This is a genomic window from Pseudomonas sp. FP2335 (assembly GCF_030687535.1).
Lineage (GTDB): Bacteria > Pseudomonadota > Gammaproteobacteria > Pseudomonadales > Pseudomonadaceae > Aquipseudomonas.
In genome coordinates, this window is sequence record NZ_CP117437.1 from 4,726,278 (window position 1) to 4,743,204 (window position 16,927).

At 61.6% G+C, this 16,927-nt stretch carries 17 protein-coding genes; 13 read left to right on the plus strand and 4 right to left on the minus strand.

The features are described from left to right. Position 1: 1 nt before the first annotated feature. The 3 genes from PSH81_RS21235 to PSH81_RS21245 form a co-directional block, all read right to left on the minus strand. Positions 2 to 700 carry a ScpA family protein gene (locus PSH81_RS21235; RefSeq protein ID WP_177325347.1) on the minus strand — a complete coding sequence of 233 codons (699 nt, stop codon included), beginning with the start codon at positions 698 to 700 and terminating at the stop codon, positions 2 to 4. Between the two features lie 120 nt (positions 701 to 820). After that, positions 821 to 1,450 (minus strand): L-threonylcarbamoyladenylate synthase, encoded by a 630-nt coding sequence (locus PSH81_RS21240; protein ID WP_192299401.1) that lies wholly within the window; start codon positions 1,448 to 1,450, stop codon positions 821 to 823. A 13-nt stretch (positions 1,451 to 1,463) separates the two neighbouring features. Further along, positions 1,464 to 2,327 carry a PHP domain-containing protein gene (locus tag PSH81_RS21245; RefSeq protein WP_192299402.1) on the minus strand — a complete coding sequence of 288 codons (864 nt, stop codon included), beginning with the start codon at positions 2,325 to 2,327 and terminating at the stop codon, positions 1,464 to 1,466. Between the two features lie 87 nt (positions 2,328 to 2,414). On the opposite strand from PSH81_RS21245, the gene PSH81_RS21250 reads away from it, so the two are divergent. The 7 genes from PSH81_RS21250 (at position 2,415) to PSH81_RS21280 (ending at position 7,961) form a co-directional block, all read left to right on the plus strand. Continuing rightward, positions 2,415 to 3,011, plus strand: coding sequence for a septation protein A (locus PSH81_RS21250; protein WP_192299403.1), 597 nt, complete (start codon positions 2,415 to 2,417; stop codon positions 3,009 to 3,011). Between the two features lies 1 nt (position 3,012). After that, positions 3,013 to 3,312 carry a YciI family protein gene (locus PSH81_RS21255; protein ID WP_305391435.1) on the plus strand — a complete coding sequence of 100 codons (300 nt, stop codon included), beginning with the start codon at positions 3,013 to 3,015 and terminating at the stop codon, positions 3,310 to 3,312. Between the two features lie 107 nt (positions 3,313 to 3,419). Further along, the gene (locus PSH81_RS21260; protein WP_192299404.1) at positions 3,420 to 3,827 is read left to right on the plus strand and encodes a translation initiation factor 2; all 408 of its coding nucleotides are present in this window, start codon (positions 3,420 to 3,422) and stop codon (positions 3,825 to 3,827) included. A 7-nt stretch (positions 3,828 to 3,834) separates the two neighbouring features. After that, entirely contained in the window at positions 3,835 to 4,512 is a 678-nt protein-coding gene (locus PSH81_RS21265; RefSeq protein WP_226456234.1) for a response regulator transcription factor, read from the plus strand. Positions 4,513 to 4,694: 182 nt separating this feature from the next. Then, positions 4,695 to 5,159, plus strand: coding sequence for an LTXXQ domain protein (locus PSH81_RS21270; protein ID WP_305391436.1), 465 nt, complete (start codon positions 4,695 to 4,697; stop codon positions 5,157 to 5,159). 68 nt (positions 5,160 to 5,227) lie between these two features. After that, positions 5,228 to 6,571, plus strand: coding sequence for a sensor histidine kinase KdpD (locus tag PSH81_RS21275; RefSeq protein WP_305391437.1), 1,344 nt, complete (start codon positions 5,228 to 5,230; stop codon positions 6,569 to 6,571). Between the two features lie 40 nt (positions 6,572 to 6,611). After that, entirely contained in the window at positions 6,612 to 7,961 is a 1,350-nt protein-coding gene (locus tag PSH81_RS21280) for a CoA transferase (RefSeq protein WP_305391438.1), read from the plus strand. A 105-nt stretch (positions 7,962 to 8,066) separates the two neighbouring features. Here the strand turns inward: PSH81_RS21280 and arcD (PSH81_RS21285) are convergent, their stop codons facing one another. Continuing rightward, entirely contained in the window at positions 8,067 to 9,494 is a 1,428-nt protein-coding gene (gene arcD / locus PSH81_RS21285) for an arginine-ornithine antiporter (RefSeq protein WP_192299409.1), read from the minus strand. A 447-nt stretch (positions 9,495 to 9,941) separates the two neighbouring features. On the opposite strand from arcD (PSH81_RS21285), the gene arcD (PSH81_RS21290) reads away from it, so the two are divergent. The 6 genes from arcD (PSH81_RS21290) to PSH81_RS21315 all read left to right on the plus strand — a co-directional run bounded on the left by arcD (PSH81_RS21290) (position 9,942) and on the right by PSH81_RS21315 (position 16,837). Beyond that, on the plus strand, positions 9,942 to 11,369 hold the full coding sequence (gene arcD, locus PSH81_RS21290; protein WP_192299410.1) for an arginine-ornithine antiporter: 1,428 nt from the start codon (positions 9,942 to 9,944) through the stop codon (positions 11,367 to 11,369). 24 nt (positions 11,370 to 11,393) lie between these two features. Then, on the plus strand, positions 11,394 to 12,650 hold the full coding sequence (gene arcA / locus PSH81_RS21295; RefSeq protein WP_305391439.1) for an arginine deiminase: 1,257 nt from the start codon (positions 11,394 to 11,396) through the stop codon (positions 12,648 to 12,650). 69 nt (positions 12,651 to 12,719) lie between these two features. Further along, positions 12,720 to 13,730, plus strand: a complete 1,011-nt coding sequence (locus PSH81_RS21300) for an ornithine carbamoyltransferase (protein ID WP_226456238.1) — start codon at positions 12,720 to 12,722, stop codon at positions 13,728 to 13,730. A gap of 90 nt (positions 13,731 to 13,820) precedes the next feature. Next, on the plus strand, positions 13,821 to 14,750 hold the full coding sequence (arcC, locus tag PSH81_RS21305; RefSeq protein WP_192299413.1) for a carbamate kinase: 930 nt from the start codon (positions 13,821 to 13,823) through the stop codon (positions 14,748 to 14,750). An 18-nt stretch (positions 14,751 to 14,768) separates the two neighbouring features. Further along, positions 14,769 to 15,131, plus strand: coding sequence for a DUF5064 family protein (locus tag PSH81_RS21310; protein WP_305391440.1), 363 nt, complete (start codon positions 14,769 to 14,771; stop codon positions 15,129 to 15,131). 197 nt (positions 15,132 to 15,328) lie between these two features. Beyond that, the gene (locus PSH81_RS21315) at positions 15,329 to 16,837 is read left to right on the plus strand and encodes a sigma-54-dependent transcriptional regulator (protein ID WP_192299415.1); all 1,509 of its coding nucleotides are present in this window, start codon (positions 15,329 to 15,331) and stop codon (positions 16,835 to 16,837) included. Positions 16,838 to 16,927: the final 90 nt, after the last annotated feature.

Below are 16,927 nucleotides of genomic sequence, written 5' to 3' on the forward strand. Positions count from 1 at the left end.
TTTATTCGGCTCGCGCCCGCACGTGGATAGCCGCAAAAGGCTCATTCTGGACCAGCTCGACCAAGGATTCCTTGACCAATTCAAGGACCGCCATGAAGGTCACCACTACCCCCAAACGCCCTTCTTCTTTAGTGAACAGCTCGACGAACGGCACAAACCCGCCGCCCTTGAGGCGCTCGAGCACATCACTCATGCGTTCGCGGGTGGACAGCGCCTCGCGGCTGACCTGATGACTCTCGAACATATCGCCACGGCGCAGCACCTCGGCCATGGACATCAACAATTCTTCCAGGCTTACATCCGGCAACAGCTTTCGGGCGCGGGCCTCGGGCGCATCCAGCTTGGGCACCACCACGTCACGACCGACGCGGCTCAGACCGTCGATACCTTCGGCAGCAGCCTTGAAACGCTCGTACTCTTGCAGGCGACGGATCAGTTCGGCACGCGGGTCGTCTTCTTCGGCTTCCACCGTCTCCGAACGCGGCAGCAGCATGCGCGACTTGATCTCGGCGAGCATCGCGGCCATCACCAGGTACTCGGCGGCCAGCTCCAGGCGCACCGACTGCATCAGCTCGACATAGCCCATGTACTGGCGGGTGATTTCCGCCACCGGGATGTCGAGGATGTTGATGTTCTGCTTGCGAATCAAGTACAGCAGCAGGTCCAGCGGGCCCTCGAAGGCTTCCAGGAAGACTTCCAGGGCGTCCGGCGGGATGTACAGGTCCAGGGGCATTTCCATGACCGCCTGGCCATAGACCATGGCAAATGGCAGTTCCTGCTGGGCGCCGGCCTGGGGATCAACGGTTTCCACAGCGGACATTCAGGCCTCGACCATGAACGGCGCCGGATCGCCGCAACCGACGCGGATCACTTCCGGCTCGCCATCGGCCAGGTTGATCACGGTGGAGGCTTTGTTGCCGCCGAAGCCACCGTCGATGATCAGGTCGACCTGTTTTTCCAGGAGTTGGCGCATTTCGTACGGGTCTTCCAGCGGCTCGGTTTCACCGGGCATGATCAGCGACACGCTCATCAACGGCTCACCCAGCTCGGCCAGCAGCGCCAGGGCGATGGGGTGCTCGGGCACGCGCAGGCCTATGGTGCGTTTCTTCGGGTGCAGCAACAGGCGCGGCACTTCGCGGGTGGCGTTGAGAATGAAGGTGTAGGGCCCCGGCGTGTGGGCCTTGAGCAGGCGGAACGTGCCGGTGTCGACCTTGGCGAACAGCCCGAGTTGGGACAAGTCGCTGCAGATCAGCGCGAAGTTGTGTTTGTCATCCAGCTGGCGCAGGCGGCGTACACGTTCGACCGCGCCCTTGTCGCCGATCTGGCAACCGATGGCGTAGGACGAGTCTGTCGGATAGATCACCACGCCGCCGGCGCGAATGATCTCCACGGCCTGTTTGATCAGGCGCGCCTGGGGGTTTTCCGGATGAATCTGGAAGAATTGACTCACGTGTTCTACCTGTTCAGACGGTGGCAGTAATGGGGTCATGCTTGAATCGCCCCGACAAGAGCGGCAGGTCATCAGGTACCTGGCGATACTCGCCGATTTCGGACCAACCACCTGGGCCATGAAAGTCACTGCCGGCGCTGACCAGCAGACCAAATTCGCGGGCAAGGATCGCCAGGCTGCCCACCTGTTCGGCGGGCTGGTGCCCGTTGACCACTTCGATTGCGTGACCGCCTGCTCCAATATAGTCGCTGATCAGCTTGCGGCGCTTGCTGCGGGTGAAATCGTAATGCCATGGATGTGCCAGGCTGACCCAGGCGCCGGAGGCGCGCAGGGTCTCGACCGTGTCTTCCAGGGTCGGCCAGTGTTGTTTGACGTCGCCCAGCTTGCCGGCGCCCAACCATTTGCGGAAAGCTTCGGCGCGGTCTTTGACAAACCCTTCGCGCACCATCCAGTCGGCGAAATGCGGCCGGGCCGGGGCGTTGCCACTGTCCCCCAGCTCCTGCTGGATGGCACGGGCGCCGTCGAGGGCGTTGGGCATGCCTTTGAGGCCGAGTTTGCGACTGATTTCTTCGGAGCGTAGCCAGCGGCCATCATGCAACGCCGCAATGGCGGCCACCAGCGGCGCGGCTGTTTGATCGAAACCGTAGCCAAGCACGTGAATGGTGGCGCCGCCCCAGGTGCAGGACAATTCCACGCCGTTGACCAGTTGCATGCCCAGCGCCTGCGCCGCCGTGCGGGCTTCATCGAGGCCCTCGAGGGTGTCGTGGTCGGTCAACGCCAGGACTCGCACGCCTTTTTCAAACGCACGCGCAACCAGTACCGCGGGCGCCAGGGCGCCGTCGGAGGCCGTGCTGTGGCAGTGCAAATCAACATTCACGGGAGTGTGTAACCTCAAGTCAGCTGGCGCTTTCGCTACCAAGGATGTTTGTTATTATGCCGCCACATCCAGCTTCTGGCTCTTACTGTGAAACAATTCATCGACTTCATCCCGCTGTTGCTGTTTTTCATCGTTACCAAACTCGACCCCAGGGTCATCGATATCGCCGGTCACCAGCTCTCGTTCGGAGGCATCTACAGCGCCACCGCCGTACTGATCATCAGCTCTATCGTCGTCTACGGCGCCATCTTCATCTCCCAGCGCAAGCTGGAAAAAAGCCAATGGCTGACCCTGGTCGCCTGCCTGGTATTCGGCGGCCTGACCCTGGCCTTCCACAGCGAAACCTTCCTCAAATGGAAAGCGCCGGTGGTCAACTGGCTGTTCGCCCTGGTGTTTATCGGCAGCCACTTCATCGGTGACCGCCTGCTGATCAAGCGGATCATGGGCCACGCGCTGACCCTGCCGGAGCCGGTGTGGACACGCCTGAACATCGCCTGGATCGTGTTCTTCATCTTCTGCGGCGCCGCCAACCTGTTCGTCGCGTTTACATTCCAGGACTACTGGGTCGACTTCAAGGTCTTCGGCAGCCTGGGCATGACCGTGCTGTTCCTGGTCGGCCAGGGCATCTACCTGTCGCGCCACCTGCATGACGCCGCCCCCACCACGCCAAAAACCGAGGACTGACATGCTCTACGCCATCATTGCCACCGACGTTGCCAACTCGCTGGAAAAACGCCTGAGCGTCCGCCCGGCCCACGTCGAGCGCCTCAAGCAGCTGCAAGCCGAAGGCCGCATCTTACTGGCTGGCCCGCATCCGGCGGTAGACAGCAACGACCCGGGCGAAGCCGGCTTCACCGGCAGCCTGATCGTTGCCGAGTTCGCCTCCCTCGCCGATGCCCAAGCCTGGGCCAAGGCTGATCCGTATGTCGCGGCCGGCGTTTATGCCGACGTGGTGATCAAGCCGTTCAAGCAAGTCCTGCCTTGACCGGGGTCCGTGCCGAACCTATTGCGTTCGGCACACTCCCAATGGCTCATTATTCTCGGTAACCTGCCGACAACGTTCTGAATATTCGTGTGGAATCAGGAGTTCCGATGCGCTTACGTCAGTTGTGTCTGTTGGTAGTGTTAACGATCGGGGCTACGGCCCACGCTGAAGAAACCCCTAACACCGGCAATTCGACGCCTCTGTCGTTGAGTGCCGGCAGCCAGATCACCGAGTTGCAGCAACGCTTGAAAGAAAGCGAACGCCAGCGCGATGAACTGAGCAAGCAACTGCAAAACGCGGACGCCGCCCGCGAAAGCGCGCAATTGAGTCGTCTTCGCCAAGAGAACCAACGCCTGGCCCAGCAACTCAAAGAGACACAGGGCGGCGCCTTGACGCGCTGGCTGACCGAGCAACAACAGTGGTTTGTCACCGGCGGGGCCGTCGCACTGATCGCCTTGCTGTGCGGGATTTTCGCCAGTGGTGGGCACCGTCGCCGTCGACAATGGCTAAATTGAGTGAGTCATGAGCGAGCTGTTACTGATAGATGATGACCAGGAGCTCTGTGAGCTGCTGAGCAGTTGGTTGAGCCAGGAAGGTTTCCAGGTGCGCGCCTGCCATGACGGCCTGAGTGCGCGCAAAGCCCTGGCCGACAGTGCGCCCGCCGCCGTGGTGCTCGACGTAATGCTGCCCGACGGCAGTGGCCTGGAGCTGCTCAAGCAATTGCGCACCGACCACCCCGAGCTGCCAGTGCTGATGCTGTCGGCCCGTGGCGAACCGCTGGACCGCATCCTTGGCCTGGAACTCGGCGCCGACGATTATCTGGCCAAGCCCTGCGACCCCCGCGAGCTCACCGCCCGCCTGCGCGCCGTGCTGCGCCGCAGCCACCCGGCCGCGGTCTCCACGCAGATGGAACTGGGCGACCTGTGCTTCAGCCCGGTGCGCGGTGTGGTCAGCATCGACGAACAGGAATTCACCCTCACCGTCTCCGAAAGCCGCCTGCTCGAAGCCTTGCTGCGTCAGCCCGGCGAGCCCCTGGATAAACAGGAACTGGCGCAGATTGCCCTGGGCCGCAAGCTGACCCTTTACGATCGCAGCCTGGACATGCACGTCAGCAACCTGCGCAAGAAGATCGGCCCGCACCCCGATGGCCGGCCACGGATCATGGCGCTGCGTAGCCGCGGCTATTACTACAGCCTTTAAGCCATCGCTGTCCCTGTGGGAGCAGGCCCGCTCCCACACGCGGTGTTCTGACGCGCAAGTTTTTGTCAGGCCCGACCAAAACCCTCTTTACCCAAGCTTTACGCTCCCCTGACCGCCGCTGACCTTGATCTCCGTAATCTACTCACATCCGGACTCACCGGAATAGAGACAGGAGAATCACCATGCGCAAGACCCTTATCGCTTTGATGTTCGCCGCAGCCCTGCCAACCGTCGCCATGGCAGCAATGCCTGAAGGCCCAGGCCCGATGGGCGGTCCGGAAGGCCACATGATGGGCGGCCCGGGCCACGGCGGTGAACACGGTCCGCGTGGCAAAGGCGGCCCCTTCAGCCAACTGGACCTGAGCAAGGAACAGCGCCAGCAGATCGGCAAGTTGATGGGCGACCAATGGCACGCTCGCAAAGACCTGACCAAGAAGTACCTGGACAAACTGCCAGCCGCTGACCAGAAAGCCATGCAGGACGAAATTGCCGCCAGCAAGCAGAAAACCCAGGCGGACATCCGCGCGGTACTCAAGCCTGAGCAGCAGAAGAAGTTCGACGAGATCGTCAAGAAACAAGCCGAGCGTCGTGCCGAGTGGAAGGAATTCCAGGCCTGGAAAGCGCAACAGCCGCAAAAAGCGCAATAATGCCCACGCGTTAACGCTCCCAGCCCAGTGGCCACCGCCACTGGGCTTTTCCTGTTTGAGGGTTTCCTGTGCGTTCATTGTTCTGGCGGATCCTGGCCAGTTTCTGGCTGGCCATCGCCCTGGTTGCCGGGTTGTCGATCCTGCTTGGGCATATGCTCAATCAAGATGCCTGGATTCTCAGCCGCCACCCTGGCCTCAACAACCTGGCGCAAGAGTGGACCGAGCTCTACGAATCCCAAGGCGAAGACGCCGCCCAGGACTTGCTGCAACAGCGCAAGCGCCAGTACCACATCGACGTGCAAGTGCTGAACGAAAGCGGCGACCCGGTGGTACGCGGCACCTTCCCGCGCCGCGCTGCCGCCTTCGAGGCCCGCCAGAACGACAGCCAGGACGGCCACCTGCCCTGGCGCCGCCTGACGGCCGAATACACCAGCGAAAAAACCGGCGACACCTACCTGCTGATCTACCGCATTCCCCACCCGGAACTGGATGCCTGGCACCGCAACAGCCTGCTGTGGCCGCTCAGCGCGCTGGCGATTGCGCTGGTGGTACTGACGCTGTTCAGCCTGCTGGTGACGCTGTCCATCACCCGCCCCCTCAGCCGCCTGCGCGGTGCGGTGCACGACCTCGGCCAAGCCACCTACCAGCAGAACAGCCTGGCGCAACTGGCCAACCGCCGCGATGAGTTCGGCGTACTCGCCACCGACTTCAACCGCATGGGCGCGCGCCTGCAAAGCCTGATCGGCAGTCAGCGCCAATTGCTGCGCGACGTATCCCACGAACTGCGCTCGCCCCTGGCCCGTCTGCGTATCGCCCTGGCCCTGGCCGAGCGCGCCAGCCCCGAAGAACGAGAAAAGCTCTGGCCACGCCTGACCCGCGAATGTGATCGCCTCGAAGCCTTGATCAGCGAAATCCTGGTGCTGGCGCGCGTCGATGCCGACAACGCCAGCGCCGAAGACATCGACCTCAGTGCATTGCTCAAGACCCTGCAAAAGGACGCCCAACTCGGCGCGCCGGATCAGCTCGTACAACTGAGTGCAGCGCCCGACCTGCAGCTCAAAGGCTGGCCGACCATGATCGAACGCGCCGTAGACAACCTGCTGCGCAATGCCCAGCGCTTCAATCCGCAGGGACAGCCCATCGAGCTGGCTGCGCAACGCCTGGGCGAACGCATCCTGATCAGCGTGCGCGACCACGGTCCCGGCGTCGATGCCGAACACCTCTGCCAGTTGGGCGAACCGTTCTACCGCGCCCCCGGCCAGACCGCCCAAGGCCATGGCCTGGGCCTGGCGATTGCGCGCCGCGCCGCCGAGCGCCATGGTGGCAGCCTGACCCTGGCCAACCACCCTGACGGCGGTTTTATCGCCAGCATCGACCTGCCGTTGGAACCCGGAGTTGTCACACCGGCCTGATCATCTCTTATAGTGGCCCTTCTCTTACGGAGGGCCTTTGATGACTGACTTGCTGACACCCATCCAAGCCGCACTCGATCTGCCGCACACCCCACTGACCTTGACCGAGGCCGGCGCCCTACCCTCGACCTTCGCCGTCACCGAACTGGCGGCCGCCAGCCTCGGCGCCGCTGGCCAGGCCGTGGCCCAGTTGATCCAGCAACAGACCGGGCGCCTGCCCAACGTCAGTGTGGACCGACGCCTCGCCTCCTTCTGGTTCGCGTCCTCGCTCCGCCCGCTGGGCTGGCAAGTGCCGCCGCTGTGGGACCCGGTGGCCGGCGACTACCCCAGCGCCGATGGCTGGATACGCTTGCACACCAACGCCCCCCATCACCGTGCCGCCGCCGAACGCGTGTTGGGCCAGGTTGCCGAGCGCAAGGCGATGGCCGCCAAAGTCGCCGCGTGGAACGCCGCAGAATTGGAGCAGGCGATTGTCGATGAGGGCGGGTGCGCCGCGCAGATGCGCACTTGGCAGGCCTGGCAGGCACATCCCCAGGGGCTGGCCGTCAACGCCGAAGCGCTGGTGCAGCGCCAGACCTTCGACACCACCACCGACCAGCCCTGGCTCGGTTCGGTGGCGCGCCCGCTGGCGGGCATCAGGGTGCTGGATCTGACCCGCGTGCTGGCCGGTCCCGTGGCCAGTCGTTTTCTTGCCGGCCTGGGTGCCGATGTGTTGCGCATCGACGCGCCCACCTGGAACGAACCCGGCGTCGTCCCGGAGATGACCTTGGGCAAACGCTGTGCCCGCCTGGACCTGAAAACCGCGCAGGGCCGACAGGTTTTCGAAGCCTTGCTCAAGGACGCCGACATCCTGTTTCACGGCTACCGCGCCGATGCCCTTGAACACCTGGGCTACACCGCCAGCGAGTGGCAGGCCCTCGCCCCCGGCCTGATCGACGTGAGCCTCAACGCCTACGGCTGGAGCGGCCCATGGCGCAACCGCCGGGGCTTCGACAGCCTGGTACAGATGAGCAGCGGCATCGCAGACGCCGGCATGGCCTGGAAACACACGGACAAACCGGTGCCACTGCCGGTGCAGGCGCTGGATCACGCCACGGGGTATTTGATGGCGGCCGCGGCCATCCAAGCCTTGAGTGAACGATTGAAGACCCGACGCGGTGGCTCGGCGCGGTTGTCACTGGCCCGCACGGCGAGGTTATTGATGGAAGCTGGACAAGTGCCGGAACAACCGGCGTTGCGTGCCGAAACACCGGGCGATCAGGGTTTGCTGGTGGAGCAGACGGCGTGGGGCCAGGCCCATCGGTTGCTGGCGCCGCTGAGTATCAGCGGCTCGCCGTTGCAGTGGGATTTGCCGGCGGGAGAACTGGGTTCACATCGGGCGCAGTGGTGACCTGAAGCTCGCCTTCGCAGGCAAGCCTGCTCCCACATTGGATAGGCGGCGCGGTCAACATGTGGGAGCGGGCTTGCCCGCGAAGAGGCCATTACCGTCCCCCCCTCACAAACTCAACACTCCGCTGTACAACCCATACGCCGCCAACCCCGCCCCCGCAATCACGCAGCTGAAAATGCCTTTCTCCATGTGGGTGAACAACGGCTGCCCCTGCTCGCGCTTGGCCAGGGCAAACAGAATCACCCCCGGCGCATACAACAGCGCCGACAGCAGCAGGTATTTCAACCCGCCGGCATAGAGCAGCCACACCGCATACCCCAGCGCGATCAAGCCCACCAGCAGATCCTTCATGCGTCGGCCCTGTTCACCTTCATAGGTTTCCCCGCGCCCACTCAACAGCACCGCATACGCCGCCGACCACAAATACGGCACCAGGATCATCGACGAAGCCAGATAGATCAACGTGGTGTAGGTGCTATGGGAAAACAGCGTGATCACCAGGAAGAGTTGGATCATCACGTTGGTCAGCCACAGCGCGTTGACCGGCACCTGATTGGTGTTTTCCTTCTTCAAAAACGCCGGCATGGTCTTGTCATGGGCCGTGGCATAGAGGATTTCGGCACACAGCAGCGCCCACGACAGCAATGCGCCGAGCAACGACACGGCCAGGCCGATGCTGATCGCCATCGCCCCCCACGGCCCGACGATATGTTCCAGCACGCCCGCCAGGGAGGGGTTTTGCAGTTGCGAGAGCTGCGACTGGCTCATGATCCCCAGTGACAACACATTCACCAGCACCAACAGCGCCAGCACACCGAGAAAACCGATCAAGGTGGCGCGGCCCACGTCCGAGCGTTTTTCGGCGCGCGCCGAGTACACGCTGGCACCTTCGATGCCGATGAACACAAACACGGTGACCAGCATCATGTTGCGCACCTGATCCACCACCGTGCCGAGTTTCGGATTGCCCAGGCCCCAGACGTCACGGGTGAAAATGTCGGCCTCGAACGCCACCACGGCGATCACGATAAACATCACCAACGGTACGATCTTCGCCACGGTGGTGATCTGATTGATGAACGCCGCCTCCTTGATCCCGCGCATCACCAGGAAATGCACGGCCCACAGCAGCAGCGACGCACAGCCGATGGCCACCGGCGTATTGCCCTGGCCAAACACCGGAAAAAAGTAACCGAGGGTGCTGAACAGCAACACGAAGTAACCGACGTTGCCCATCCATGCGCTGATCCAGTAGCCCCAGGCCGACGAAAACCCCATGTAGTCGCCAAACCCCGCCTTGGCATAGGCATACACGCCTGAATCCAGTTCAGGCTTGCGATTGGCCAGGGTCTGGAACACAAACGCCAGGGTCAACATACCGATGGCGGTAATTCCCCAGCCGATCAACACCGCACCCACCTCGGCACGGGCGGCCATATTTTGTGGCAGGGAAAAAATTCCGCCGCCGATCATTGACCCCACCACCAGGGCGATAAGGGCACTGAGTCGAAGCTTCTGGGCCGGTTGGGACATGCAGACTCCTAGCTAAAACAAAAATCAGCTGACAACTGTGCACTCAACTACGGACGCAAATGAGTGTAGCGCTTAATAGCGATAGCAAATAAAACTCGGCTGTTCATAACGCAATGGCATGTCAAAAAAGACACATTTAGTCTTATTTGAAATTTAAATACACCATCAACTTTTACAATTCTGAAAGATTTGTAAAACATCGTACAAAAATTTTGCACATCCGTGAAAACGGTCTAGCTTCAAACGTCCAACCCCCTGACTTATTAATTAACAATAACGGAGGAGCCGCTCTGGAAAGCACCTTTCGGAGCTTTTCATTGCCAATGGGATTCCATCCTAAGTCATTAATTCACAATGGAATGTGCCAATGAAGTGATCTGAGTCAGCTGTTTGAATAGCTCACGGATTTATTCTGTGGTCTCTCTTCTCCTGCATTGGAGTCACGCAATGTCTGAAACTCCTGGAAAACTTAGGCTTGGCGCACTGGTTGCACTTGTCGTGGGTTCGATGATTGGTGGCGGGATCTTCTCACTGCCGCAAAACATGGCCGCCAGTGCTGATGTGGGCGCGGTGTTGATCGGTTGGGTCATTACCGCCATTGGCATGTTGACCCTCGCGTTCGTCTTTCAAACCCTTGCCAATCGCAAGCCCGACCTCGACGGCGGCGTGTACGCCTACGCCAAGGCCGGTTTCGGCGACTACATGGGCTTCTCGTCGGCCTGGGGCTACTGGATCAGTGCCTGGCTAGGCAACGTGGGGTACTTCGTACTCTTGTTCAGCACCCTCGGTTACTTCTTTCCGATCTTCGGCGAAGGCAACACCCCCGCAGCCGTGATCGGCGCATCGGTGCTGCTATGGGCCGTGCACTTCCTGGTGCTGCGCGGGATCAAGGAAGCGGCGTTCATCAACCTGGTGACTACCGTCGCCAAGGTCGTGCCGCTGGTGCTGTTCGTGTTGATCGCACTGTTCGCGTTCAAGCTGGACATCTTCACCGCCGACATCTGGGGCGTGAAAAACCCGAGCCTGGGCAGCGTGATGAACCAGGTGCGCAACATGATGCTGGTCACCGTGTGGGTGTTCATCGGTATCGAGGGCGCGAGCATCTTCTCGTCCCGTGCGGAGAAACGCTCGGACGTGGGTAAGGCCACTGTCATCGGCTTTATCACCGTGCTGCTGTTCCTGATGCTGGTGAACGTGCTGTCCCTGGGGATCATGACCCAACCGGAACTGGCCAAGCTGCAGAACCCGTCGATGGCCGCCGTGCTGGAACACGTGGTGGGCCACTGGGGCGCGGTGCTGATCAGCGTCGGCTTGATCATCTCGCTGTTGGGTGCGCTGCTGTCGTGGGTGCTGTTGTGTGCGGAGATCATGTTCGCCGCCGCCAAGGACCACACCATGCCGGAGTTCCTGCGCAAGGAAAACGCCAATCACGTGCCGGTCAACTCCCTGTGGCTGACCAACGCGATGGTGCAGGTGTTCCTGGTGATCACGCTGTTCTCCGCCAGCACCTACTTGTCGCTGATCTACCTCGCTACCTCGATGATCCTGGTGCCGTACCTGTGGTCCGCGGCCTACGCCCTGCTGCTGGCGGTGCGCGGCGAGACCTACGAAAACGCCCTGAAGGAGCGCCAGAAAGACCTGTTCATCGGCGCCGTCGCCCTGATCTATGCGATCTGGCTGCTTTACGCCGGCGGTACCAAATACCTGCTGCTCTCCGCCCTGCTCTACGCCCCTGGCGCAATCCTGTTCGCCAAGGCCAAGCGTGAACTGGGCAAACCGATTTTCACCAACGTCGAGAAGCTGATCTTCGCCGCAGTAGTCATTGGCGCCCTGGTGGCGGCCTATGGGCTCTACGACGGTTTCCTGACCTTGTAATTGTTGATAACTGGAGGATCTGTAATGACCACGGAAAAAGTGAAGTACGGCGTACATTCCGAAGCCGGCAAACTGCGCAAAGTCATGGTGTGCTCCCCAGGCCTGGCCCACCAGCGGCTGACGCCCAACAACTGCGATGAACTGCTGTTCGATGATGTGCTGTGGGTGGCCCAGGCCAAGCGCGACCATTTCGACTTCGTGACCAAGATGCGCGAGCGGGATATTGATGTGCTGGAAATGCACAACCTGCTCACCGACATCGTTGCCATCCCTGAAGCGCTGGACTGGATCCTGGAACGCAAGATCACTGCCGATACGGTCGGCCTGGGCCTGGTCAATGAAGTCGGCTCGTGGCTACGCAGCCTGGAACCACGCAAGGTCGCCGAGTTCCTCATCGGTGGCGTCTCGGCCGATGACCTGCCGAGCCAGTTCGGCGGCAAGACCATCGAAATGTTCCGCGACTTCCTCGGCCACGCCAGCTTCATCCTGCCGCCGCTGCCCAACACCCAGTTCACCCGTGACACCACTTGCTGGATCTATGGCGGCGTGACGCTGAACCCGATGTACTGGCCGGCGCGACGTCAGGAAACCCTGCTGGCCTCGGCCATCTACAAATTCCACCCCGAGTTCACCAACGCCGACTTCCAGATCTGGTACGGCGACCCCGACAAGGATCACGGCGCGTCCACCCTGGAAGGCGGCGACGTGATGCCGATCGGCAACGGGGTGGTGTTGATCGGCATGGGCGAGCGCTCGTCCCACCAGGCGATCGGCCAGCTGGCGCGCAACCTGTTCAAGAACAAGGCGGTGGAGAAGGTGATCGTTGCCGGTCTGCCCAAATCCCGCGCCGCGATGCACCTGGACACCGTGTTCAGCTTCTGCGACCGCGACCTCGTGACCATCTTCCCCGAAGTGGTCAACCAGATCGTCGCCTTCACCCTGCGCCCTGACGAAAGCAAGCCGCACGGTATCGACATCCAACGCGAAAAAACCAACTTCCTCGACACCGTTGCCGCTGCCCTTGGCCTCAAGGCCCTGCGGGTAGTGGAAACCGGCGGCAACGCCTTCGCCGCCGAGCGCGAGCAGTGGGACGACGGCAACAACGTGGTCGCCGTGGAGCCCGGCGTGGTCATCGGCTACGACCGCAACACCTACACCAACACCCTGCTGCGCAAGGCCGGCGTGGAAGTCATCACCATCAGCGCCGGTGAACTCGGCCGGGGCCGTGGCGGCGGCCACTGCATGACCTGCCCGATCATCCGCGACCCAATCGACTACTAAACGACCATCCACCCGGCGGCGCATATCCCGCGCCGACCGGGCCGATTACCGAATCCAAGGAGAATCATCATGGCGTTCAACATCCACAACCGCAGCCTGCTCAGCCTGGAACACCACACCCCGCGCGAGCTGCGCTACCTGCTGGACCTGTCCCGCGACCTCAAGCGCGCCAAGTACACCGGCACCGAACAGCAGCACCTCAAGGGCAACAACATTGCGCTGATCTTCGAAAAAACCTCGACCCGCACCCGATGCGCCTTCGAAGTGGCGGCCTATGACCAGGGCGCCAACGTCACCTACATCGATCCGGGCTCGTCGCAGATCGGCCACAAAGAAAGCATGAAAGACACCGCCCGCGTACTCGGGCGCATGTATGACGCCATCGAATACCGTGGCTTCAAGCAGGAAATCGTCGAAGAACTGGCCAAGTTCGCCGGGGTGCCCGTATTCAACGGCCTGACCGACGAATACCACCCGACCCAGATGATCGCCGACGTGCTGACCATGCGTGAACACGCCGACAAGCCGATTCACGAGATCAGCTACGCCTACCTGGGTGACGCACGCAACAACATGGGCAACTCGCTGCTGCTGGTCGGTTCCAAACTCGGCATGGACGTACGCATCTGCGCACCGAAAGCGCTGTGGCCCCACGATGACCTGGTCAGCCGCTGCAAAAAATACGCGGAAGAAAGCGGCGCACGCATCACCCTCACCGACGACCCGAAAGCTGCGGTCAAAGGCGTGGACTTCATCCACACCGACGTCTGGGTGTCCATGGGTGAGCCAGTGGAAGCCTGGGCTGAACGCATCGAGCAACTGCTGCCGTACCAGGTGAACGCCCAGTTGATGAAAGCCACCGGCAACCCACGCACCAAGTTCATGCACTGCCTGCCGGCATTCCACAACAGCGATACCAAGATCGGCAAGCAGATTGCCGAGCAGTATCCGCACCTGGCCAATGGCATTGAAGTGACGGATGACGTGTTCGAGTCGCCGGCGTGCATTGCCTTCGAGCAGGCGGAAAACCGCATGCACACCATCAAGGCGATCCTGGTCTCCACCCTCGCCGACCTGTAACTGAAGGAATGCGGTCAACTGTGGGAGCGGGCTTGCTCCCACATTTTTTGCACCGTGTTCACAACGATGAATTTCAGAAGGACACTCTGTATGCGTATCGTCGTTGCACTGGGCGGCAACGCCCTGCTCCGCCGTGGTGAACCCATGACCGCGGACAACCAACGCGCCAACATCCGGATCGCCACCGAACAGATCGCCAAGATCCATTCTGGCAACGAACTGGTGATTGCCCACGGCAATGGTCCGCAAGTCGGCCTGCTGTCGTTGCAGGCGGCGGCCTACACCCAGGTTTCGCCTTATCCGCTGGATGTGCTGGGTGCCGAGACCGAAGGCATGATCGGCTACATCATCGAACAGGAACTGGGCAACCTGCTGGACTTCGAGGTGCCGTTCGCCACCCTGCTCACCCAGGTCGAAGTCGACGCCAAGGACCCGGCCTTCCAGAACCCGACCAAACCGATTGGCCCGGTGTATTCCAAGGCCGAAGCGCAGAAGCTCGCCGCCGAAAAAGGCTGGGCCATTGCGCCGGATGGCGACAAGTACCGCCGTGTGGTCGCCAGCCCGCGGCCCAAACGCATCTTTGAAATCCGCCCGATCAAGTGGCTGCTGGAAAAAAGCGCCATCGTGATCTGCGCCGGCGGCGGCGGCATCCCGACCATGTATGGCGAAGACGGCAAACTGCGTGGCATTGAGGCGGTGATCGACAAAGACCTGTGTTCGTCGCTGTTGGCCTCGCAACTGGACGCCGATCTGCTGGTGATCGCCACCGACGTCAACGCGGCCTTTATCGACTATGGCAAGCCGACCCAGAAAGCCATCGGCCACGCCCACCCCGACGAAATCGAGAAACTCGGCTTCGCCGCCGGCTCCATGGGGCCCAAGGTGCAAGCGGCCTGCGAGTTCGCCCGCAAGACTGGCAAAACCGCAGTCATCGGTTCACTCTCGGACATCGAAGCGATCGTCCAGGGCAGCGCCGGTACACGCATCAGCACGGCAAAGCCTGGCATTACCTACCTGTGAAGTTGAGGAGAAACGCCGATGGCCACCTTTGAACCGGGTCACTTGCACGTTGAACGTCATGCACTCAATGCCAATGACTACAGCTACAACCTGTGCATCGACTATGAAGTCAGCCAGGACCCCAAGGAAGGCAAGGGCATGCTCTTCAAGCTGCATGGCTCGGTGCAGGGCAAGGACATCAAAGAGGAGTTTTTCCTGCCCAAGGACCAGGCATTCGACTTTGCCCGGCATGCGATGAACATTGCGCAGAAGTACGGCATGCCAAAGGTGGCGGTGCTCAACGGCTCGATGCACAAGCAGTACGACTTGATGTTCGAGGATGTGCGCCATCAACTGGATGTGAAGCCAGGTGATCCGGTCAAACCTGAGCACTTAGAGTAAGCACAGCGTAAATCCCCTGTGGGAGCGGGCTTGCTCGCGAATGCGGTCGATCAGTTAGCACATCAGTGACTGATACACCGCATTCGCGAGCAAGCCCGCTCCCACATTTGGATCTTCATCCCATGTGAGATTTCACCTCTACCCTCGCTCCAAGGCATACTTGCCACCTCTCGCTCTGCAGAATTGCCATCCATCCCATGCGTATCCACGTCAGCTTCATCGACCGCGTCGGCATCACCCAGGAAGTCCTGGCCCTGCTCGGTGGGCGCAATCTCAACCTGGATGCGGTGGAGATGGTGCCGCCCAACGTCTATATCGACGCGCCGACCCTCAGCGCTGATGTGCTCGAAGAACTGCGTGATGCGTTGTTCAGCGTGCATGGCGTGCAAGCCGTCACCGTGGTCGACATCCTTCCCGGCCAACGTCGCCACCTGCAACTCGACGCCCTGCTGGCCGCCATGACCGACCCGGTGCTGGCGCTGGACAGCGCGGGCACGATCCTGCTGGCCAACCCGGCACTGATCGCCCTGTACGGCCGCGAACCGGCCGGGGAAAGCATCAGCGCACTGTTCAACGACCCCAAGCTGCTGGAGACCTTGCTGGAGCAGGGCTTTCGTTTGCCCTTGCGCGAAATCAGCGTCAACGGCCAGACCCTGCTGCTGGACGCCACGCCGATCACTGATGCCGGCGCCCTGCTGACGTTGTACCAACCCAACCGCATCGGCGAACAACTGTCGGCACTGCACCACGACCACGCCGAAGGCTTTGATGCACTGCTCGGCGAGTCCCCGGTGATCCGCACCCTCAAGGCCCGCGCACAGCGGGTGGCGGCGCTGGATGCGCCGCTGTTGATCCAGGGCGAAACCGGCACGGGCAAGGAACTGGTGGCACGGGCCTGCCACGCCATCAGTGCGCGGCACAGTGCACCGTTCCTGGCACTGAACTGCGCGGCGTTGCCGGAAAACCTCGCCGAGAGCGAGTTGTTCGGCTATGCACCGGGCGCGTTTACCGGCGCCCAGCGCGGTGGCAAGCCAGGGCTGATGGAGCTGGCCAACCAGGGCACGGTGTTTCTCGATGAAATCGGCGAGATGTCGCCGTATCTGCAGGCCAAGCTGCTGCGTTTTCTCAATGACGGCAGTTTCCGTCGCGTGGGGGGTGACCGTGAGGTGAAGGTCAACGTGCGCATCCTCAGCGCCACCCACCGAGACCTGGAAAAGATGGTCAGCGAAGGCACCTTCCGCGAAGACCTGTTCTACCGCCTCAATGTGCTCAACGTCGAAGTACCGCCGCTGCGCCAACGGGGCCAGGACATCCTGCTGCTGGCGCGCTACTTCATGCAGCAGGCCTGCGCGCAGATCCAGCGCCCGGTCTGCCGCCTGGCCCCCGGCACCTATCCGGCGCTGCTGGGCAACCGCTGGCCGGGCAATGTGCGCCAGTTGCAAAACGTGATCTTCCGCGCCGCCGCCATCTGCGAAAGCAGCCTGGTGGACATCGGCGACCTCGACATCGCCGGCACCTCGGTGGCCCGTCAGAATGACAACGAAGTCGACAGCCTGGAGCAAGCGATGGAAGACTTCGAACGCAACCTGCTGGAAACGCTCTACACCAGCTACCCCTCGACCCGCCAACTGGCCAGCCGTTTGCAGACCTCCCATACGGCGATTGCCCATCGCTTGCGCAAGTACGGCATTCCCAACAAGCCCTGAACCCACAAAATCCAAATGTGGAATGCTCCCACATTTGGAATGCCTGCCCATTTTTGGTCCAGAAACGACATTCCGTGTACTGAAAGCGCT

Bases quoted from the DNA above. Each gene is read 5' to 3' on its own strand.
- PSH81_RS21255 (WP_305391435.1), top strand. From the start codon at position 3,013: ATGCTCTACGCCATCATTGCCACCGACGTTGCCAACTCGCTGGAAAAA.
- PSH81_RS21260 (WP_192299404.1), top strand. From the start codon at position 3,420: ATGCGCTTACGTCAGTTGTGTCTGTTGGTAGTGTTAACGATCGGGGCT.
- PSH81_RS21265 (WP_226456234.1), top strand. From the start codon at position 3,835: ATGAGCGAGCTGTTACTGATAGATGATGACCAGGAGCTCTGTGAGCTG.
- PSH81_RS21270 (WP_305391436.1), top strand. From the start codon at position 4,695: ATGCGCAAGACCCTTATCGCTTTGATGTTCGCCGCAGCCCTGCCAACC.
- PSH81_RS21280 (WP_305391438.1), top strand. From the start codon at position 6,612: ATGACTGACTTGCTGACACCCATCCAAGCCGCACTCGATCTGCCGCAC.
- arcD (WP_192299409.1), bottom strand. From the start codon at position 9,494: ATGTCCCAACCGGCCCAGAAGCTTCGACTCAGTGCCCTTATCGCCCTG.
- arcD (WP_192299410.1), top strand. From the start codon at position 9,942: ATGTCTGAAACTCCTGGAAAACTTAGGCTTGGCGCACTGGTTGCACTT.
- arcA (WP_305391439.1), top strand. From the start codon at position 11,394: ATGACCACGGAAAAAGTGAAGTACGGCGTACATTCCGAAGCCGGCAAA.
- PSH81_RS21300 (WP_226456238.1), top strand. From the start codon at position 12,720: ATGGCGTTCAACATCCACAACCGCAGCCTGCTCAGCCTGGAACACCAC.
- arcC (WP_192299413.1), top strand. From the start codon at position 13,821: ATGCGTATCGTCGTTGCACTGGGCGGCAACGCCCTGCTCCGCCGTGGT.
- PSH81_RS21310 (WP_305391440.1), top strand. From the start codon at position 14,769: ATGGCCACCTTTGAACCGGGTCACTTGCACGTTGAACGTCATGCACTC.
- PSH81_RS21315 (WP_192299415.1), top strand. From the start codon at position 15,329: ATGCGTATCCACGTCAGCTTCATCGACCGCGTCGGCATCACCCAGGAA.